This window comes from Streptomyces sp. NPDC093801 (assembly GCF_040701585.1).
Lineage (GTDB): Bacteria > Actinomycetota > Actinomycetes > Streptomycetales > Streptomycetaceae > Streptomyces.
On record NZ_JBFBDP010000002.1, the window covers coordinates 285,626 to 306,092 of the forward strand.

The following is a 20,467-nucleotide window of genomic DNA, read 5'->3' on the forward strand; positions in this document are numbered from 1 at the left end:
GCGGGTGCGCCGGTGCGGTCGTCCGGTCATCCGAAGGGGTACTTCACGGTGTTGACGAAGACGAGGCCCTGGAGGTCGAGCCGGGCCGCGCGGATGCCGAGGCTGGCGCCGCCGTTGACCTGGACCGTGCCCAGGGAGGAGAGCGTGGCGGCGCCCAGGCCCTTGAGGAGGAGCGCGCCCTTCGCGTCGACGTCGACGGCGCCCATGAGCGATCTGAGGTTGACGAGGCCGCGGCCCTCGATGTCGAGGACGCCGCCGCTCTTGATGGTGAGCCGGCGCCGTGCGCTGAGCGTCAGGTCGGTCCCGGCCTCCACGGACACCGAGCGGCCGCCCTTGATGGTCACCGACCCCGCGCTGTCGACTGTGATCTCCGTCTCGGTGCGGTCGAGGTTGATGGTCAGCCGGTCGTCGCCGCTGGCGATGCGCACGCCCCGCTTGCGCCCCCCGGTCCGCTGGCTCAGCAGGTCGACGCGGTTGCCCTGCCGGTCGGACAGGGTGTGCCGGGCCGCCTTCCGCTTCAGCCCGTCGTGCAGGGGGACGTCGTCGACGCGGGTCGGCAGGTCACGGCCGTTGTAGAGGCCGCCGATCACGAACGGGTGGTCCAGCGCGCCCCGGTCGAAGGCGACCAGCACCTCGTCGCCGACGTCCATCGGGAACACCCCGCCGCCGCCCACGCCTCCCCCCTGCACGCTGCGCGCCCAGTCGCTCACGTAGGTGTTGTCCAGCCACGGGAACTGGAGCTTGACCCGGCCCTGCTTCAACGGGTCCTGCACGTCGGTGACGATCGCGTTCGCGACGCCCGGGAGCCGGGCGGCGCCCGCCGCCGGTGCGCCGCCCCCGCCCGACGCCAGGCCGTAGAGGGAGCGCCACTGCCGGCCGCTCACCGTGATCCAGGACTCGTAGTGCTTCCCGTCGCCGAAGACGTGCCGCACGGAGGTGACGGTGTACTTCCCCTCGAAGGGCCGGCCCACGTCGCCGAGGGCCACGGGAACGCCCGGCCGCAGCTGCGGATTGCCGTGCACCGCCACCTCCAGCTCCGCGAAGGACGAGGTGACGTCGGCGGCGAGGGCCTTCGCGGCGTGCCGGACCTCGTCCTGCCGGTCGTACGGGGTGGCGGTCTCGACGAGCTGCGCCGGCGGGAAGCTCCCGGCCGCCCGGCCCGGGGTGAGGCCGATGGAGATCCCCGGATCGGTGGTGGCCGGGGCCGTCTCGACGATCTTCTTCTTGGTGGTGACGTTCCAGCCGCGCGTCTCGACCGAGGCGACCTGGTCGGCGGCCGTGACCGCGGCGCGCAGCCGGAGGATGTCGTGGCCGGCCTGGAGCACGAAGGGGCTCTTGTCGCCGTCGGTCCGAGGGGACGGGCCCGCGGCCGACGGGGTCGGCGTGACGAAGCGGAACTTCCCCTTGGCGTCCAGGGACATCACCATGTTGTTCTCGTCGGCGAGCCGGGAGAGGAAGTCCCAGTCGGAGACGTTGGCCTGGCTGATGAAGCCGTAGGCCCCCTTCGTCGGCTCGATCCGGCCGATCGGCACCCCGTCCGAGGCGGCGAGCTTGCGGGCGATGTCGGACGCCTTCTGGTTGCGGTAGGCGGCGACACGGCGCCGGCGCATCATCCGGTGCCCGAGGTCGTAGCCGCGGATCACGGTGAAGCTGCCGGTGCCGTCGTAGTCGGCCTCCAGCGCGGTCACCTCACCGGTCAGCAGGGGCTTGCCGCCGCCCTGGCCGTCGGCGATCGGCGTGAGGACCACCCTCGTGCCGAAGGTGGCGCCGAGCCTGCCGAGGACGAGGCGGTACGGGTCGCGGAACGTCAGCCGGAACGCGGCGGGCACGCCGACGCCCTGGTCCACCCAGCCCTCGACGAGCAGCGGGGCGATGTCGTCCGGGAGCTTCGCGGAGCCGATCCGCACCTGCATGATGCTGGAGAACGCGGGCTGCACCATCAGCGCACCACCTCCTCCGGCGCGGGGAGCACCAGGGTGGTGCCGGGCGCCAGCCGGGCCGGATCGTCGATCCCGTTGAGCTCGGCGATCGCCCGCCACACGGTGGCCGTGCCGTACTCCCGCCACGCCAGCGACTGCAGCGAGTCGCCCGCCACGACCCGGTGCACGCGCTGCGCGGTGAGCGCCCCGGACGTCGGGTTCTGTCCCTTGGTCTTCCCCGGGATCTCCACCAGATGGACCTGGCACGTGGCACGGATCGGTATCCCCGTGGTGCCGAACAGGCTGTACGAGGCCTCGACGGAGCTCACGTACGCCACGAAGCGGGCCGTCGAGAACGACCCCCACTCGAACACCACCCACGGCGGCGACGGCTGGTCGGCGGCGATGCTCTTCGCCGTCACCTCGCAGCAGTCCAGCAGCGACTCGACCTTCTTCAGCACCGTGTTGCCGGTCGGCGCGGTCGACGAGTCCAGGAAGATCTCCAGGGTCATCTCCCGCGGCTCGGCCCCCATGAACTCCGGCTTGGAGCCGTCGCGCACCGCCATCGTCGGCGTGGCCTTCCACTGCGCGCGCTGGCTCAGCGACAGCTGCGCCGGATTGAACTCGAAGCCGAACGTCCGCATCAGCGCCCCGGGGGTCGTACTGGTGCCGACCGGGGGCTCGTGGATCGCCAGCGTCGCGCGCACCAGGCTCTTGCCGGCGTCCCTGCTGCTCATGGCCATGGCTGTGCCTCCTCTCCCGCTCCGCCGCGCCGTCAGTCCGTGAACCCGTGGTGGGCTATCTCCAGGACCTCCGTGGCCACGGCCGGGTTCGCGGGGTCGAGGGTGGGGCCCTGCCAGCTCACGGGCAGGACGTCGATGAGCCCCCAGCGGGCCACGAGCGACCCGTCGGCACGCAGCGCCGCGATCTGTGCGGTGGGCCGTTTGATCCCCGTCTGGACCGAGGAGATCCACTGGGCGACCTTGGCGGTGTCCGGGGTGAGCGGGCGGGTCAGCCGGATCGTGGAGAACGTGACCCGGGTGGGCAGGTGCCAGACGAAGCCGTTGTTGCCGCCCTCCTGGCGGTGCTCGACCTCCACCTGGGAGGACAGGCCTTCGCACCCGTTGAAGTCTCCGAGGCTCTCGCCGTCGATGGTGAGGGTGAACCAGATGGTCGACCCGGGGTCCTGGCGGGGCATCGAAGTGGCCTTTCTGTGGTTCTGCGGTGGTGGCGCGCGTGGTCGGCGGCGGCGGTGGGGGCCGGGCCGGCCGGGTGGGTCGGGCGGGTCGTTCAGGCGCGCGGATCGCGGAGCCTGCCGATCCGCTCGCGGTCCATGCGCAGTTCGGTGCGGACGAGGCGGGTGACGCGGTCGATGATCCGGTGCACCAGCTCGTCCAGCTGGAACTCGGTCAGCTCCCGCGGATCGAACGCGCCGGAGGGGACCGCGGTGTACCCGGGCGGCGGATCCTGCGGGGAGACCGCCGCCCCGGGAGCCGGACGCCCGCCGGACGGCGGCGGGGCAGTGCCGGCGTGCGCCGCGGGCGGCTCGTACGGCGGCGGCGGTTCGGCCGCCGGAGCGGGCCGGGACGACGCCCCCAGGTGCCCCAGTGCCGAGACCGCGGTGGCCGACGCGGCGGCCGCCAGCGCACCGATGGTCCTGCCGCCTCCGGATCCGATTCCGAAGGAGGGGAAGCGCTGGACCGTCGGCCCGGCCGCCGGGGCGGCGGGCAGAGCCGGGTGCCCGTCCGCGGGCGGCGGGCTCAGCGGCGCCACGGGCAGCGGACCGCGTCGCCCCGCGGCGTCCGCGCCGGGTGCCGAGGGCCGGCGCAGCGGAACGCCGCGTGCGGGGAGGCTCCGTTGGACGGGAAGGGCCGGCGCGGGCGCGGTCCGTACGGCGGCGGGTGCCGGCGGTCTCGGGGGTGCGGCGACCGTCGGGCGGGCCGTGGGCGGCGTGAGGGGTGCGCGCGGTGCCGAGGCCCGCTGGACCGGTGGGGGAGCGGCGGCCCCGGCCTGCGGAACGCGGGGCTCGGCTACAGCGGGCGGCGCCGTCCGTGCGGGCGGGCCGGAGCGCGGGGCGCCAGGACCGGAATCGGTCCCGGGACCGGTCGCCGGGCCCGTGGCGCTGCCCTGGCCGGCGTGCGGCGCCGGGGCCGGGTGCGCGGGGGACGGCAGCGGTGCACCGAGCCCTGTACGGGGGGCCGCGGGGGCGGCGAGGGGGTGACGGGCCACGGCCGGGGTCGCCCGCTCGGGTCGGGGGACCGGCGTACGGCCGGGGGAGGACGGGGGCACGAACGCGGAATCGCGGCGCACCACGGGTAACGGAGCACCGGTCGGGAGGGGCCCGGAGCGTTGCACCGGGGGCGTCGCCGTGCCCGGACGGGCGGCCGGCAGCCCGGCGGTGGACCGGGAGGCCTGCGGCTCCGGGCGCGGAGCCGCGGGAACGGGCCCGGCGGGAGGCGCCTCGGCGGGGGCGGCCGGGGCGGCGGCACGCTGGCCGGGCGGGGTGCCGGGCAGATGCCTCGGGCGGGCTGGCGCCGGGACCTCCGCCCCCGGCGCGGCCGCGGGCCGCTCGACGCGGCCGCCGGGAGGTGCCTGCGGGGCAGCGGGGTGCGTCGCGGGAGCGTCGGGGCCCGCCGGGAGGCCGGTCCCGGCAGGCGCGTGCGTGGCCGGGTGGGGGCGGACGGCCCGCTGTACGGCGGGTCCGGCAACTGCGCCGTCGGTCACCGCAGCGACGCGGGGACCGCCGACCGGAGCGGACGGGACGGATCCGGGTGCGGGCGGGTGGTGCCGGACGGCGTCGGCCGGCGCAGGGGCGTGGTGATGGCCCGCCGGAGCGGGCGGGTTCACTTCGGGCGTGGGCCGGCCGGCCGGCCCGGTAGCGGCGCTGCCGGGTGTTGCGGAGTCCCGGCGGCTGCCGGCCGGAGCGGGCGGGGTGGTTCCCGGGGTGGCCGGGTAGGGTCGGACGGCCCGTTGGACGGCCGGCCCGGTCGTGGGGTTGCCGGGTGTTGCGGAGTCCCGGCGGCTGCCGGCCGGAGCGGGCGGGGTGGCTTTCGGTGTGGGCGGGTGGGGTTGGTGGGTCCGCTGGACGGTGGGTCCGGGGGTGGTGGCGTCGGGGGTCGCAGGGGTGCGGTGGTTGCCGACGGGAGCGGGCGGGGTGGTTCCCGGGGTGGCCGGGTGGAGGTGGACGGCCCGTTGGATGACCGGTCCGGTAGCGGCGCTGTCGGATGTCGCGGAGTCCCGGCGGCTGCCGGCCAGAGCGGGTGCGGTGGTTCCCGGCGTGGCCTGGTGGGGTCGGACGGACCGTGGGGCGGACGGTGCGGTGGCGGTGTTGCCGGGGGTCGCGGAGGGGCGGTGGTCGTCCGGAGCGGGCGGGGTGGTTCCCGGCGTGGCCTGGTGGGGGCGGACGGCCCGCTGGACGGCGGGTCGCGGGGCGGTGGCGTCGGGGGTCGTGGGGGTGCGGTGACGGGCGGCTGGGGCGGGCGGGGTGGGGCCGGGCGTGGGCTCCGCTCGCCGGACGGGCGCGCCGGGCTCGGACGCGGGCGTCGGGGAGAGGGGTGCCGCTTCCCGTCGGGAGGCGGGCGTGTCACTCGCGCGGGACCTCACGCCCGTGTCGAGCGGGTTCGTGCCGGACGTCTGCGGTGCGGCGGGCGCCGTGCCTCCTCGTGGCGTCGCAGGGCGCGCCGCTTCGGCTGCCGAACGCCCCGCCGTGCCCGGATCGCCGGGCGCGCCGGAGCCGCCCGGCAGGTCGGTGCGCGGGGCGGAGCCTCCGGGTGGGGGAACCGCCCCGCTTCGTACCGGTGCGCCGAGCCCCGTGCGCCGCGGGGCCGGGTCCGTGCGTTCCACCGACGGGGGTCGGGCCGCGCTGGCTACCGGACCGTCCGGCACCTGACGGTCCCGCAGGGCACGGGTGGCCCCCGGAAGGACGGGGTCGCCCGAGGACGACGCCGGTGCCGGGGGCGCCTGCGGTGACGGAGCGGACGGGCCGTCGGGCCGGGCAGCGGTGGCGCGCCGGGCCGGGAGCGCGGCGGTCGGCGTGCCGGGCCCGCCCCGCTCGACGGGGGCCGACGGGGACGCCGCGTGCGGCGTCGGGGCCGGAACCGCCGGCGTGGTCCGGCGCGTCGCGGGCAGGGCCCGCTGGACGGCGGCCCGTACGGCCGGTGCCTTGGTCAGGGGCTGCCGGGCCGGGGCCGGCACCGACGGCACGGGCGTCACCCGGACGCCGCGGCCCGCCGCTCGCGCCGGGCCCGGCGCGGCAGTCGGCGACGGGGCCGGCTGCACGGCGCGTGAACGGGACACCGGTGCCGCGGGAAGACCCGGGACGGGCCGGGTGGCCCCGGGCGTACGGGGCGACGCCGGTGCCGGCCGGCCGGGGTGCGGACGCGGCGCCGCGGACGCCGGGGCCACGGGCACCGCCGGTCCGGGCCCGGCGGGCCGGGCCGCGGCGGGTACCGGCGGGGTCCCGGCCGCCGCGGCGGACGGCGTGCGCACGGGGAGCGCCCGCAGCGGCACCACCGGCACGCGCTGCACGGCGGGCGCACCGCCCGGGCGGCCCGACGGCGGGCCGGGGGCGGGTCGTTCGAGCCCCGAGGTCGGACGGGCCGATGCCGTCAGCGCACCCGAGAGCATGCCGGCGCCCGCCGCCGGGTCCAGGACGGTGGGGGAGGGCGCCCGGGTGAACGACGGGTTCTGCCAGGTCGGCAGCCGCCCGCCGAACCCGGCGTCCGCGACGCCCGCCGGCACCTCGCCGGCGGTCCGCCGCAGCGGCGGCAGGCCGACCCAGCCGGCGAGGGCCACCGGGCCCGCGGAAGGCCCGGGCACGGCGGCCCCGGCGGTCTCCGCCCCCGCCGGGGCGGTGTCCGGAGCCGCGTGGCCGCCCGACGGCGCCGCCGTGCGGTCGTCGTCGCGCCGCCCCCGCAGCCGGTCCAGGAATGCCACCCGCTCAGCCCTCCGTCGCGCCGCGCGTCACGAGGGACGCGATCTGCTCGGTGTACCGGCGCCGGTCCCGGTGCTCCAGGTCCAGGATCGCGTCCGGGCCCCAGTGGAAGTGGTAGGCGACGTACGCGATCTCCTCGTGCAGCCGGTCGGTCGCGTACGTCACGATTCCCCCAGGCGGCTCCCGCCGAGTTCCACCTCGAAGGGCTCCGAGCAGTGCGGGCACCGCACGGCCGCGCGGGTGTGGCCCTCCGCGTTGATCTGGCGGTAGAAGTCCTGGAGGAAGGCCAGGTCGGACGCGAACATGTTCTCCACGATCCCGTCGTGCACCATCGGCAGCGTGCCCAGCCGGGTGATGACCCGGCCGAGCAGCACCACCGACAGGTACGCCGGGTTCTCCTGCACCCGCACGTCCCGCAGCGGGACCAGCTCGTCGCGCGCCGTGGACAGCCGCATGACGCCCTCGCGGTGCACGGTGCCCGCGTCGTCGACGTACCCGCGCGGCAGCTCGAACGGGAACTCGGTGCGCAGCGACTGCCGCGGGGCCGGGTCGGCCGGCGGTCCGGCGGGTGCGCGGTCCGGTGCGGCGGCGGGGGCCGAGTGGGGGATCCCGGTCCCCGCCGCCGCGGTCTGGGGTACTGCCGGGGCGGGCGCCTTGGCAGCCGAACGCCGCATTATTCGATGACCAGTTCTTCGAACACGATGGTGACGGTCTCGGTCAGCGCGGCGGCCTCACCGGCCTTCACCGTGCTCGTCTCGATCTTGCTGCACCAGGCGTTGCGCAGGTTGTAGCGCTTCACCGGGTTGTCCTCGAAGTCCATCATGATGATGGAGGCGTTCTTGCGGGCCGTGCTCATCTGGCCCCGGATCGAGTCGTTGATCCACTCCGTGAACGACGTCGACTGGGTCATGCCGCGCACGACCGTGCACTGGCCGTTCTTCTGCACGCCGGGCAGCAGCGCGATCTCGGGCCGGCCCTGCGCGCTGTTCTGCTGGTAGGTGATGACGTCCTGTTCGAGGGTGAGACCGCTGATCTCGGCGAGGTACTCGACCATCACCCCGTCGATCTGGAGGCCGAAGTTGTGCGAGGTGAGGGAGTCACCCTGCTGGAGGCTCATGTGTTCGCTGTCCTTCTGGAGAGGGGAGGGGCACGGGGAGGCGGCGGGGGGCGGAGGCGGGCTCCGCGCCCGGCCGCCCGGCTACTCCTCCAGCTCCCCGTTGCCGCTGGAGAACTGCGCCAGCCGGAAGATCACGAACTCGGCCGGCTTGACCGGGGCGATGCCGATCTCGCAGATGACCCGGCCGAGGTCGACCGACTCCGCGGGGTTCGTCTCCTCGTCGCACTTGACGTAGTAGGCCTGCTCGGGGCTCTGCCCGAACAGGGCGCCGCTGCGCCACTCGTTGACCAGGAACGCGGAGACGTTGCGGCGGATCCGCGCCCAGAGGTTGTGGTCGTTCGGCTCGAACACCACCCACTGGGTGCCGATCAGGATCGACTCCTCCAGGTAGTTGAAGTAGCGGCGGACGTTCAGGTAGCGCCAGGCCGGGTCGGAGGAGAGGGTGCGGGCGCCCCAGATGCGGATGCCGCGGCCGGGGAAGGCCCGGATGCAGTTGACGCCGATCGGGTTGAGCAGGTCCTGCTCGCCCCGGGTGATTTGGAGTTCGAGGTCGACGGCGCCGCGCACGACCTCGTTGGCGGGGGCCTTGTGCACACCGCGTTCGGAGTCGTTGCGGGCCCAGATGCCGGCGACGTGGCCGCTCGGCGGGACCAGGCGCGACTGCCCGGTCGCCGGGTCGAAGGACTTGATCCAGGGGTAGTACAGGGCCGCGTACTTGGAGTCGTAGTTGGCCGTCTCCTGGCGCCAGACCCGGATGTCACGGGCGTTCATGCCGGGCGGCGGGTCGATGATCGCGACCCGGTCGCCCATCAGCTCGCAGTGCGCGATCAGACCGAGCTGGACCGCCTTGACGGCCTCCAGGTCGATGGCGCCGCGCTGGTAGGCGGCCATCAGGTCGGGCACGGCGACCATGGAGATCTCGTCGACGGCCTCCAGGCCGCCGAAGCCCGTGCGGTCGGCCGAGTCGCCGAGGTACTGCGCCGGCCCGGGGTGGGCGTCCTCGCCGCGGCCGGCCGCCACGGCCGGCTCGACGGGCGCGGGCGCCGGCGCAGGCAGGGCCACGGTCTGGTTCTCCGGGCGCGCCAGCTGCGCGGCCGGGGCGGCCTCGGTCACGGCGATCAGCCGGGAGCGCTCCTTGACCTGCGTGACGACGTACGAGCGGCTGCCCTTCTTCGCCGTCACGTCGAAGGTCTCCACCGGGGTGTCGCCGTCCTTGACGACCAGCCGGAAACGCTCGGCGGGGCCCTCGCCCTCGGCGTCGGCGACCTCGACGGACAGCGGACCGGCGCCGCCCTCCGCGGTGGCGGTCACGGCGAAGGTACCGAGCCGGCGGGGCTCGGCGGCGGGCAGCGCGGCCGGCGCGTTCCCGCCGGCGACCGCGGCGGGTGCGGACGCCCGGTCCTGGCCCCCGGCGTCCTCTGCGGAGCCGCCGACGCGCACCACGTACGCCGTCGAGCCGCCGTTGTTGAAGAACCCGTAGACCGAGTGCGCGAGGTAGTAGCCGTCGGTGAAGTCGCCGAAGGCCGCGACGTACTGGGTCCAGTTGGTCACCAGCGTGGGCTCGTTCAGCGGGCCGGTCGGCGCCAGACCGACGAAGGCGGCCACCGACGTGCCGACTCCCTCGATCGGGCGCGAACCGCTCGCCACCTCCTCGACGTAGACGCCGGGCGACAGATAGGACGGCATGCTCTGCTCTCCTCGGATACGAGACAGGACACCTCCACCCTGACGCGCGCGCGTCGCCGCCGAAACGTCCCCCGGTACCCGACCGGGGGCACCGCCGTTGCCCCCGGGGCCCGCCCGCGGGGGCAGTTCCGGGGCGGCCGCGGGCGGGCCCCGGCGGCGGGGACGCACCCGGCTGCCCCGAGGTCTGCCCTCCGGGACCTGTGGGGCGGCCCCGCCCCCGGGTAAGGCTGGACGGCCACCGCCCGGACAGCCGAGAGGGAACGCCATGCGCGCGCACGGTCAGCGGAACCCGTCGCCGGACGGACGGGAGACCACCCGCCGGGCGGTGCCGCCGAGCGCGCCGGTCCAGCGGATGCTGGACCTGGGCCAGGCGGCGGGGAACGCGGCGGTGGCCCGCGCCGTGGAGGAGCGGCGGCACCGGCACGGCCCGGGCTGCGGACATCCGGAACCGGGGCCCGTACAGCGCCGGGAGGCCGTGCACCACGGCCACGAGCACGAGCACGAGCACGACCAGAAGGAAACGAGGGACTTCGGGCCGCAGGCGCAGCTCGGCCTCCTGCGGTCCGCGCTCGCCACGCCGAGCAGCCCGCTCCCCGACCCGTTCCTCAGCAGGGCGAAGGCGTTCTACCGCAACGACGGCCTGGGCGCCGGGCGCGTCCACGACAACCCGACGGCCCAGCGAGCCGCCGAGGCGCTCGGCGCCCACGCGGTGACGGTCGGCAGCCACATCCTGCTCGGCCCCGGGGCGGCCGGGAACACCGAGATCCTCGCCCACGAGGCCAGCCACCTCGACAAGAACCTCCGGGGCATCCCCGAAACGGGCCGGGACAACGGCCACGGCATGGCCGTGACCGACCCCGGGCAGGGCTCCGAGCGCGCCGCGACGGCCGACGGGGCCGCCTTCACGGCCGGACGCGGCACCGCCTTGTCCGTCGCCCAGCGTGCCCCCGTCGGGGACGCACACGACACGCACGACACGGACGGACCGCCTCCGGAGGAGGCGGCCCGGACCGCGACCGCCCCCGGAGCCGTCCAGCGCACGCTCTGGGAGCACGACCCCGGCCGCTCCTTCACCCACGCCGACGACGGGCCGCAGACGCGCTGGCGCAGCCAGGCCGACCCCCAGGAGATCCGCACCTCCGCCCAGTTGGGCGTGCCCGCGGGGACCGGATCACGACCGGCGGACGTCTACGACGACGCGACGGGCGAGCTCTACGGCAGCGGGAACGCGTCCTTCTCGTGGCAGGGGCGCACCCCGGAGCGCGAACGGCCCGAGCGGGAGTCGAGCGCCCGCCGCGAACTGGTACGGGCCAAGCGGTACATCGCGTCGGCGCTCACCATGCTGAGCACCGCCGGGGACGCACCCGGCGGCGCGCTCCTGGCAGGCCTGCGATCCGGCTTCCCGGCCTTCCGGGACATGCGGCCCCCGCAGATCGCGGCCTTCCTGCCCCACATCGCCGAGGTCGTACGGCGCATCAAGGCCGGCCTGGACGCCGAGGGTGCGCAGATCGCCCTGATCGGCGAGGGGGTCGCTCCCTCCTCCGTCATGGGCTGGGTCGAATGGCCGCTGGCGGAGAAGCTCGTGCCGCATCCGATGAAGAGCGAGAAGCTGCCGCCCATGGACACGGCCCGATCCGGTCCGATCCACCTGACGAAGCAGGGCCAGATCGCCTGGTACTTCGTCCACGAGGCCACCCACCGGTTCGCCGGCACCCTGGACTACCAGTACAGCCCGCGCGAGACGGAACTGACGGAAGAGGGCGGCGTCAGCCGCCTGGCCGCCCTGGGCCTCGACGAGGACGCGGCACGGCAGGAGAAGACCAACCTCGACAGGCGCGCCGTCAGGGCCCCCGGCGAGTACAGCGGCAGGAACAACGACGGGGACCGGCAGCCCAACTGGTACGCGATGGGACGGCGCGCCCTGATGAACGCCGACTCCTACGCCCAGTTCATCCTGATCGCCAACGGCGAGCGCGCGCCCCGGTACTGACGGCGGGCGGGTCCCCGGGGGCAACGGGTCTGCCCTCGCGGCTCCTGCCCGCGGGCGCGGGCCCGGTTAGCGTGCCGGGGGTGAGCCTCTGGACTTCCCTGGAACCCGCCTCCGCCACCGTCGCCCCCGGCAGCAGCACGCGCGTGCGCCTGCGGGTGCGCAACACCGGCGACGTGGTGGACGAATACCGTTTCGAACCCGTCGGCGACGTGGCGCCCTGGACCGGGGTGGAGCCGGCGACCCTGCGGCTGTACCCGGGCACCACCGGCACGGTCGAGCTGACCTTCGCACCGCCCCGGACCCCCGACGCCACCGCCGGCCCCAACCCGTACGCGGTGCGGATCACGCCGACCGAGCACCCCGAAGCCGTGACGGTTCCGGAGGGGAACCTGACGATCACCCCGTTCACCGAGGTGCGCGCCGAGCTGGTGCCGCCGACCGTCAAGGGCCGCTTCCGCGGACGCCCCAGGCTGGCCGTCGACAACCTCGGCAACACCAAGGTGACGGCGTCGGTCGCGGGCAGCGACAACGGCGACCACCTCGCGTACGAGATCCGTCCGGGGAACGTCCAGATCGAACCCGGCCGGGCCGCGTTCGTCGACACCACCCTGCGGCCCCGGCGGATCATCTGGTTCGGCTCCAAGGAGGAGCGGCCGTACACCCTCGCGGTGCGCCGCTCCGGCACCGAGCCGCTGGAGGTCGAGGGGACCTACGTCCAGCGCGGGTTCCTCCCGCGCTGGCTGGCCACGTTCTCCGGGCTCCTCCTCGCCCTGGCCCTCGCCTTCGTGATGGTCTGGATCTCCTACAAGCCCCAGCTGCGCAGCGCGGCCACCGAGGCCACCGAGCAGGCCGGCGCCGTCCTGCCCCCCGCCCCGCCCCTCTCCTCGCCGCCCCCGCCGCCGAGCCCGGACCCCTCACCGGCCAAGAGCGAGAAGCCCAAGGACGACGGCGGCGACGGCGGGGACGAGAAGCCCGCCAAGCCGGCGGGACCGGCGCCCGTCGTCCCGGCCGAGAAGGTCCTGCTGCGCAACGCGGCCACCCGCATGTGCGCGGACCTGCCGGGCAACGACAAGGGCCGGATCAACCTGGCCGTGCAGCAGGCCGGCTGCACGGGCAGCGAGGCGGACAACCAGCTCTGGAACCTGGAGGTGAAGTACCCCGACCTCGGCCCCGGCGGCACCCCGCTCTTCCAGATCCGCAACGTCAAGGACCAGTTCTGCATGGACCTCGGCGAGTACGGCGGCCGTCCCGTGGGCACCGGCATCGGCGAGTTCCACTGCGACGGCACCACCGCCGACAACCAGCTGTGGTGGATCGACAAGCAGGACGGCGGCGACTACTGGATCCGCAACTACGCCAGCAACAACAAGTGCCTGAACGTCAACGGCGGGGCGAACGTCGACGACAAGCTGAACATCTCCGACTGCACGAACACCGGCAACCAGGAGTGGAAGATCGTCCACCCCAAGGCCGGCTGAGACGGCCGCTCCCGGGGCGGCCGGCGGATCACCAGGTCCCCTCGCCCGGCACCAGCCGCCCCGCCTTGCGGTACTCCCGCCGCGCCCCCTCCAGGAGGTCCTCCGCCGTCACCTCGCCGCCGCGCCCGGCGGCGAGGTAGGCGGCGGTCACCACCGCGCTGCGGATGGAACCGCCGGCCAGCTCGAAGTCCCGCGCCAGCGCGGCCGGATCGACGCCCTCGACGGACGGCACGTGTGCCAGGCCGTGCCGCCACAGGGCGAGGCGCTGCCCGGGGTCCGGGAACGGGAAGTCGACGACGAGGTCCAGCCGCCGGGTGAACGCCTCGTCGATGTTCGCCCGGAGGTTGGTGGTGAGCAGCGCGATGCCGTCGAACGACTCCAGCCGCTGGAGCAGGTAGGAGCTCTCCATGTTGGCGTAGCGGTCGTGCGCGCCCTTGACCTCGGAGCGCTTGCCGAAGACGGCGTCGGCCTCGTCGAAGAGCAGCACGGCGTCGGTGCGGTCCGCCTCCGTGAAGATCCGCTCCAGGTTCTTCTCGGTCTCGCCGACGTACTTGTCCACCACCGAGGACAGCTGGACCACGTACAGGTCGAGTCCGAGGTCGGCCGCGACGACCTCCGCCGACAGCGTCTTGCCGGTGCCGGAATCCCCGGCGAAGAGGCCGAGGACGCCCCGGCCGCGGCCGCCGCCCGCGCTCAGGCGCCAGTCGCCGAGCACACGGTCGCGGTGGCGGGCCCGCAGGGCCAGTTCGCGCAGCTGCTCCAGGGGCCCCTCGGGCAGGACCAGGTCGTTCCAGTCCACGGCGGGCCGGATGCGCCGGGTATGGCCCTCGAGCCCGGAGGCCGACTGGCCGTGCGCGCCGCTGCGCACGTGGGCGGCGGTGAGCGGACCGCCGTCGAAGGCGGCCAGCGCGCGTGCGGCCCGCGCGGCCCGGCGCGCCCGGTCCGCGCCGAGGCGGTACGGGGCGACGGTCGCGGCGAGGTCGAAGCCGTCGGCGTCCGCGCCCAGCGCGGCCCGCCAGGCGGCCGCATCGCCGTCCCGGCGGCCCGGAGCGTCCAGGACCAGGGGATCCTCCGCGCACCAGTACGGATCGTACGGGCGGGGGTCGGCCATGAGCACGGTCAGGCCGGGCGCCGCGCCGAGCGCCCGCACCAGCGGCCCGGGCTGCTCGGGCAGCGCCGGTACGACGACGGCCCGGCCGCTCAGACGGGCCTCGCGCAGCAGCGCGGCGACGTGCTCGCCCGGTTCGGCGCAGCACAGCCCGTCCAGGCCCGCGGCCCGCAGGGCGGCGGCGTACGCGGCCAGGCCGTCGCCCCCGCGCCGCTCCCGCAGGTAGACGGTGGCGCGGCCGGAAGCCAGGAGCGCCGCGAGCCGGTCGGTGAACCCGTCGGCGCCCGCGCCTGGAGGCAGCGGTTCCGGCAGCGGGCGCAGCAGGCCGAGCAGCGCGGCGTCCGGGGTGTCGTCGCCCAGGAGGTGTCCGACCAGGCGGTCGGGCACGCGCAGCGCACGCGTCAGGAACGGGCGTTCGGGCTCGTCGACCTCCAGCAGGCCGAGGGCCAGGAGGGGTGCGCCGGCGTGGAGCCGGGCCCGGGCGGCGGCCGACTGCGCGGACGCCCCGCACAGGTCGAGGGCCAGCCCGACGGTGGCCCGGCGCCTGCTCACGTCGTCGTTGAGGTAGCCGTAGAGGGGTTCGAAGGTCCGGTCGACGTCGGGGGCGAGGGCGACGAGCAGGACGGCGACGTCGAGTGGGGTCAGGTCCGCGCTCCCGGCCAGCCGGGCCAGCCGGTCGCCGGGAGCGTCCTGCTGCCCGGCGCCGCCCGGGAGTCCGTCCGCCACCTCGGGCCGCCTGTCGAGGAGATGGCGCACCGCTTCCTCGGACAGGTAGAGGCCGCGCAGCGGGTCGCCGGCCGTGGGATCGTCGGCGGAGCGCCCTTCGACCAGCGCGGACACCCGTCCGCGCAGTGCGCCGAGGCGGGTGAGCAGCGCGCGGGCGGAGTCGGTGACGGCCGCCTGCGGCCCCGGAGCCGACACCGGGACGGCGGACGGGGCGCTCACCGGGCGTCCGGGCGGCGGGAGGGCTCCTGGCGGGCGGACGCCCGGCGCTGGGCCGCCTCCGCCCGGGAGGCCCGGGCCTCCCGGGCGGCCGCCACCTGGTGGGGCCGGTGCGAACGGCCCTCGGACACCGCCGGATCGCCGTCCAGCCCGCCCACCCGGACGGTGGCGCCCTCGGTGACCGGCGGCCCCGCGTCGTACTCCGGGAAGGCCGGGAACGGCACCGTCACCACCAGGTCGAGGGAGGGCTTCAGCTCGCCGCCCAGCGCGGACCAGATCTCGGCGAGCGAGCGCGACTGCGCCTCCCCGCCGGCCACCGTCAGCGGCACGGACAGCCCCAGCGCCCCGAGCGGCACCGGCAGTTCGTCCGGCGACAGCAGCTCGTGGGGCAGCAGCGTCGCGAGCGCGGCGGACAGCAGCCGGTGCTCGTCCTGCGGGGTCTTCGTCCACGCCGTCACCAGGTACGACAGCCGGAACCAGCGCGGCGGCCGGCGCCGCCGCACGACCACGTCGCGCTCGTCGCGCACCGCCATGTGGCCGCGCCGGCGCAGCGCCACGTCCTCCCGGATGTCGTACAGGTAGGCGTTGACCACGGGTGCGTTGCGCCGGGCCGCCCACGCGCGGGTCGGCGCCTCGAAGGACACCTCGATGCCCGACCCCGTCAGCGCCCCGCCGCCGAGGAGGCCCTTGAGTGTCTCGTCCACCTCGTGGATCACGCCTGCGCTCCCGCCCTGCCCGCACGGCGCCGGCCTGCCCGGCCCGTATCCCACCGCCGATCGTGCCCCGCGCGGCCGCCCGGGCCGCAGGGGCACGGGGGACGGCGTCCGGGCAGTGCCCCCTGCCCTCGCGGACGCCTGGAGCCCCCGTCCGCTGCCCGGACGGTCAGATGTAGCCTTCCCGCAGGGCAAAGGCAACGGCGTGGGCGCGATTGCGCAGGTGGAGCCGCGTGGTCAGTCCGTGCATGACGTTCTTGACGGTCCGTTCGGAGTAGGACAGCTTGCCCGCGATCTCACCGGTGTCCAGGCCCTCGGAGACCAGGCGCAGGACGTCCACCTCACGCGGCGTGAGCCCGAGGACCGGGCCGCCGGAGCGGCCCGCCGCGCTCCGGTGCAGCGTGCCCACCTGCTGGATGAGCCGGCCGAGCAGGTCGGCGGGCAGGTCGCCGTCACCGCGGGACGCGGCCAGCACCGCCTGCACCAGCCGCTCGGCGGTGGCCTCGCGGCGCCAGACGATCGCGGCGACACCGCACTCCACCACGTCCAGCAGCTCGTTCTCGCGCATCGTGCCCACCACGAGCACGGCGCGCGCCCCCTCGCTGCGCACGATCCGGCGCAGCCTGGTCAGGACCGCCTCGTCGAGGGCGTCCTCCACCAGCAGGGCCACCGTGCCCGGGCCGGACTCCTCGCGCAGTTCGATCCCCGGGTGTCTGCGCAGCTGGCTGACCGCGCCCTCGTGGCTGATCGGGTCCGAGGCGGACACCGCCACGGGGACGCGCCGGTCCGCGGGGCCGGCGCTCCGGCTCGCGGCGGAAAAGGACGTGATCATGGTCCGGGATGTGCTGAGCAACCGATTCCCCTGTTCAGCGGCCCTCCGCGGAGCGCGGGCCGGTAGCCGATGAGCTCCCTCAACCCTTCTGCGGGCCCCGCGCCGGCCGCAATCGTGGAGCACCACGGGGCCCACCACGAGGCCGCCGGGGCGACCACCACGAGACCGTCCGGATCGCCGCAGGTCACCGCGGTTGCCGAGGGCCGCCGGGCAGGCCGGAGGGACCGGCAGTGAGGTACGCCACTCCACAGCACCCCGACCGGGTTCGCGACGTCTCACCCGGGGTGAGGCACCCCGACCGCCACAGGAGGCACTGATGACCGGACCGCTCCGCGAACGCGACGGCGTCCGCGCCCTGCTGGCGGCCGAGTCGGAGCGGGCCCGCGCCGGATCCGGCGGACTGGTGCTGCTCCGGGGAGCCACCGGTACCGGCCGCACCTCCGTGCTGGAGGCCGCCGTCCGGGACGCCGAGGACCGGGGCCTGAGAGTGCTGCGGGCCAGGTGCTCGCAGGAGGACACCGGGGTGCCGTTCGCCACCGTGCTGCAACTCCTGGGACCCGTACCGGACTTCACGGACATCACGCCCGACGGTGACGACCGCGGCAGTGCCGCCCGGCTGTGGCGGCTGCTGCGCGCCTACGCCGACGGGGGCCCGCTGCTGCTGGCGGTCGACGACGTCCACCTGGCCGACGCCCCGTCACGCCACTGGCTGCGGGAGGCGGCGCGCCGCATCGACCGATTACCGGTACTGCTGGTCGTGGGCGAACGCAGCCAGTACGACATCCTCCCCCGCGACGACGGGCTCGCGCGGTCCCTGCCCCGGTCCCTCGTCCGCTCCCACACGATCGACCCGCTCGGCGACGCGTCGGCCGCGGAACTCGTCCGCGCCGTCTGGCCCGCGGCCGGACCCGACTGGACCGCGGAGTTCGTCCGGGCGGGGGCGGGCCACCCGCTGCTGCTCGACGCCCTGACAGACGACCTCGGCGGCGGCGCGCGGGCGGCCGGCTCCCTGCCGGACGCGGTCCCGCCGCTGCCGGACACCTGCGCCGCGCTCTATCCCGGAAGCTATCCGGCCGCCGTCTCGTGGTGGCTGGACAGCGCGGGCACGGCGACGGCCGAGGTGGCCCGCTGCCTGGCGGCCCTGGAGGAGGCCTGGCCCGACGGGACGTGGGACCGGCGGCCCCCTCCGGGCCCCGGCGTGACGGCGGCCCCGGACACGACTGCGGGCAAGGCTTCGTACACGGCCCCGGGCAAGGCTCCGGGCACGGCTTCGTACACGGCCCCGGGCGAGGCTCCGGGCACGGTCCTGGACACGGCCCCGGAGGCGGCGGTGGCTGCGGGCGTAGCCGCGGCGGTGGCCGCGGACGTGGCCGCGGTGCTCGCCCGGGCGGCCCGTGCCGATCACGCACGGGTCGCGGGCTGGCTCACCGCCATGACCCGCATCGGCATCCTGCGCCCGGACGCCGCCGGCCGGCCCCGCTTCGCCCACCGGCTGCTGAGGGACGCCGTACTGACCGGCTGGCCGACGGCCCGGCGGGAGGCCGCGCACCGGGCGGCGGCGGAGACGATGCTGCGGCGCGGCGATCCGGTCGAGGCGGTCGCCGCCCACCTGCTGCGCGCGCCGGGCATCGGCCTGCCCTGGGCCCTGCGCGTGCTGCGCGACGCGGCGACGGTCGCGGTCCACGACGCCCGCCCCGGCGACGCCGCCGGCTACCTGCGCCGCGCCCTGGACGAACCGCTCTCCGGCGACCGGCGCCAGCGGCTGCTGACCGAGCTGGGCTCTCTGGAGTACGCCTCGGCCGGCGGCGCGGTGGCGATCGCCCGCCTGGCGGAGGCACAGCACCTGCCGGCCGCCCCCCGCGACCGGGTGCGCGCGGCCGTCGCCCTCGGCACGGCCCTGGTCGGCCGCGGGGAGGTGACCACCGCACTGGAGGTGCTGCGGCGCACCGAGGGCAGCCTCGACGGACACCCGGGCCTGACCCGCACCGTGCGGACCGCCACCGCCCTGCTGTCCGACGCCGACCTCGCGACCCGCCAGGAGACCTACCGCAGGCTCACCGAGAGCGGGGAACGCGCCCCCGAACGCGTCGGCACCGCCGGCCGGGCCCTGCTGGTGCGCTACGAGGCGACCGCCGGGCTGATCTCCGCCGGCGAGGCCATGAACCGGGTCCGGGCCCTGCTCGCACAGCCCTCCGACCCGCTGGCCGAACCGTTCCTGCTGGGGACGGCCGCCGCGGTGGCCGAATGGGCCGGCGAACTCGACGAGGCCGACCGGCTCGTGGACCGCGGCCTCGTCGGCCAGCACCCCGGCCTGCTCCACCCCATGGAGGACGCGCTGCTCAACACCCGCGCCGACATCGCCGCGGCCCGCGGGGACATCGCCCGGCTGATCGCCGTGCGCGACGACGGCGCGGCCGTCGCCGCGCACGCCCACGGCGGACCGTCCAACCGGGACGCCCACGTGCTGATGGCCCTGGTCCACACGGGACGCGCCGAGGAGGCCCGACGGCTCGCCGACGCCTTCGACCTCGGCCGCGCCCCGGAATCCTGGGAGCTGAACCGCTTCCTCTACGCGCGGGGAGTGCAGCGCCTGGCCGCCGGTGACCCGGCGGCCGCGCTCCACGACTTCCTGGAGTGCGGCCGGCGCCAGACCGCCCGGGAGGTGCTCAGTCCCATCGTCACCCCCTGGCGGACGGCGGTGGCCCAGTGCCGCCTCGCCCTCGGCGGCGGCCCGGAGGCACTGGCCCTGGCCACCGAGGAACTGCGGCTGGCCCGGGTGTGGAACACCCCGCGCACGGTGGGTCGCGCGCTGCGCGTCCTCGGTGCCGCGACCGGCGGCCGGCGCGGTCTGGAGCTCGCCGAGGAGGCGGTCGAGACCCTCAGGGGAGCACCGGCCGACGCCGGCATGGAGCTGGTCGAGGCCCTCCTCGCCCAGGGCCGCCAGCTCCTCGCCGCGGGCGAACGCGCCCGCGCCCGCGACCGTCTGCGCGAGGCGGCGGACCTGGCCGAACGCCGGGGCGGCCTGCGGCTGCTCGCCCTGGCCGAGCAGGCCCTGCGCGACGGCGGCGCCCGGGTCCCGGCGACGGCCCGGACCGGCTCGGGGGCGCTGACCGGCAGCGAGCGCCGTATCGCGGAACTGGCGGCGGCGGGACGGACGAACACCGAGATCGCCGATCTCCTGCACGTGGCCCGCCGCACCGTGGAGACCCATCTGACGAGCACCTACCGGAAACTGGGCATACGCCGGAGGTCGGAACTGGCCGCCACCCTGGGCCACGGCCCCGTCGTCACTCCCGAACGGTCCTGATGCCCGGCGCGGACCCGCGCCGGGATCGGGACGGCGGCCGGCAGATGGGCTCCGTACCTGTGGGCGAGCCGGCGCACGACCTGGATCTTCGGGGCCGGGTCGGTACGCCAGGCGCCGCGCTCCTTCGCCCCGGCGAGCACGCCCTCACCGGCCTCCACGACGCCCTCGACCGGCAGGAGGAACGGTTCGACGAGGACCAGCTGCGTGCCCGCCCCGGCGAGGGGCGCGAGCAGCCGGTCGTACGTCGCTTCGAACTCCTCCGGCGGGATGACGTGTCCCGCCGGGTCGAGGGTGCGCCAGCCCGTGTCGTCGACCCCGACGAGGACGGACACCAGGTCAGGTCGCGCGTCGAGCACGTCCGCCCGCCAGCGGGCCTCCAGGTCGCCGACCTTGTCGCCGGCGTGCGCCGTGTTCCGCCAGACCACGGGGCGGTCCGGACGGC

Annotated in this window: 15 protein-coding genes; 3 read left to right on the forward strand and 12 right to left on the reverse strand. The window is 76.1% G+C overall.

Going from position 1 to position 20,467, the window contains the following annotated elements:
- Positions 1–26 precede the first annotated feature (26 nt).
- From AB0469_RS03190 to AB0469_RS03225, 8 genes are all read right to left on the reverse strand, one after another.
- On the reverse strand, positions 27–1,940 hold the full coding sequence (locus AB0469_RS03190) for a VgrG-related protein (protein WP_366449573.1): 1,914 nt from the start codon (positions 1,938–1,940) through the stop codon (positions 27–29).
- A complete protein-coding gene (locus tag AB0469_RS03195) occupies positions 1,940–2,662 on the reverse strand; it encodes a LysM peptidoglycan-binding domain-containing protein (RefSeq protein WP_366449574.1) in 723 nt (240 codons plus the stop codon). The genes AB0469_RS03190 and AB0469_RS03195 overlap by 1 nt, the downstream gene beginning before the upstream one ends.
- Positions 2,663–2,694: 32 nt before the next feature.
- Complete coding sequence (locus AB0469_RS03200; RefSeq protein ID WP_366449575.1) at positions 2,695–3,117, reverse strand: phage tail protein; 423 nt, start codon at positions 3,115–3,117, stop codon at positions 2,695–2,697.
- A gap of 92 nt (positions 3,118–3,209) precedes the next feature.
- Positions 3,210–3,692, reverse strand: a complete 483-nt coding sequence (locus AB0469_RS03205; RefSeq protein WP_366449576.1) for a hypothetical protein — start codon at positions 3,690–3,692, stop codon at positions 3,210–3,212.
- 3,166 nt (positions 3,693–6,858) lie between these two features.
- A complete protein-coding gene (locus AB0469_RS03210) occupies positions 6,859–7,017 on the reverse strand; it encodes a DUF6760 family protein (RefSeq protein ID WP_366449577.1) in 159 nt (52 codons plus the stop codon).
- Positions 7,014–7,526, reverse strand: coding sequence for a hypothetical protein (locus AB0469_RS03215; RefSeq protein ID WP_366449578.1), 513 nt, complete (start codon positions 7,524–7,526; stop codon positions 7,014–7,016). The genes AB0469_RS03210 and AB0469_RS03215 overlap by 4 nt, the downstream gene beginning before the upstream one ends.
- Entirely contained in the window at positions 7,526–7,969 is a 444-nt protein-coding gene (locus AB0469_RS03220; protein WP_366449579.1) for a phage tail protein, read from the reverse strand. Before AB0469_RS03220 ends, AB0469_RS03215 begins: the two co-directional genes overlap by 1 nt.
- 81 nt (positions 7,970–8,050) lie before the next feature.
- A complete protein-coding gene (locus tag AB0469_RS03225) occupies positions 8,051–9,655 on the reverse strand; it encodes a phage tail sheath family protein (RefSeq protein ID WP_366449580.1) in 1,605 nt (534 codons plus the stop codon).
- A gap of 265 nt (positions 9,656–9,920) precedes the next feature.
- Here AB0469_RS03225 and AB0469_RS03230 point away from each other — a divergent pair, with 265 nt between their 5' ends.
- The gene (locus AB0469_RS03230; protein ID WP_366449581.1) at positions 9,921–11,645 is read left to right on the forward strand and encodes a DUF4157 domain-containing protein; all 1,725 of its coding nucleotides are present in this window, start codon (positions 9,921–9,923) and stop codon (positions 11,643–11,645) included.
- Positions 11,646–11,725: 80 nt separating this feature from the next.
- Positions 11,726–13,123, forward strand: a complete 1,398-nt coding sequence (locus AB0469_RS03235) for an RICIN domain-containing protein (protein WP_366449582.1) — start codon at positions 11,726–11,728, stop codon at positions 13,121–13,123.
- A 28-nt stretch (positions 13,124–13,151) separates the two neighbouring features.
- Here AB0469_RS03235 and AB0469_RS03240 read toward each other — a convergent pair whose 3' ends face one another.
- The 3 genes from AB0469_RS03240 to AB0469_RS03250 all read right to left on the reverse strand — a co-directional run bounded on the left by AB0469_RS03240 (position 13,152) and on the right by AB0469_RS03250 (position 16,718).
- A complete protein-coding gene (locus AB0469_RS03240; RefSeq protein ID WP_366449634.1) occupies positions 13,152–15,152 on the reverse strand; it encodes an AAA family ATPase in 2,001 nt (666 codons plus the stop codon).
- Between the two features lie 20 nt (positions 15,153–15,172).
- On the reverse strand, positions 15,173–15,889 hold the full coding sequence (locus AB0469_RS03245) for a DUF4255 domain-containing protein (protein WP_366449583.1): 717 nt from the start codon (positions 15,887–15,889) through the stop codon (positions 15,173–15,175).
- A 166-nt stretch (positions 15,890–16,055) separates the two neighbouring features.
- Positions 16,056–16,718, reverse strand: coding sequence for a response regulator transcription factor (locus tag AB0469_RS03250; RefSeq protein ID WP_366449584.1), 663 nt, complete (start codon positions 16,716–16,718; stop codon positions 16,056–16,058).
- A 316-nt stretch (positions 16,719–17,034) separates the two neighbouring features.
- On the opposite strand from AB0469_RS03250, the gene AB0469_RS03255 reads away from it, so the two are divergent.
- Complete coding sequence (locus AB0469_RS03255) at positions 17,035–20,025, forward strand: AAA family ATPase (protein ID WP_366449585.1); 2,991 nt, start codon at positions 17,035–17,037, stop codon at positions 20,023–20,025.
- On the opposite strand, the gene AB0469_RS03260 is transcribed toward AB0469_RS03255, so the two are convergent.
- Positions 19,941–20,450 carry a GDSL family lipase gene (locus AB0469_RS03260; protein WP_366449586.1) on the reverse strand — a complete coding sequence of 170 codons (510 nt, stop codon included), beginning with the start codon at positions 20,448–20,450 and terminating at the stop codon, positions 19,941–19,943. The genes AB0469_RS03255 and AB0469_RS03260 overlap by 85 nt on opposite strands.
- Positions 20,451–20,467 lie beyond the last annotated feature (17 nt).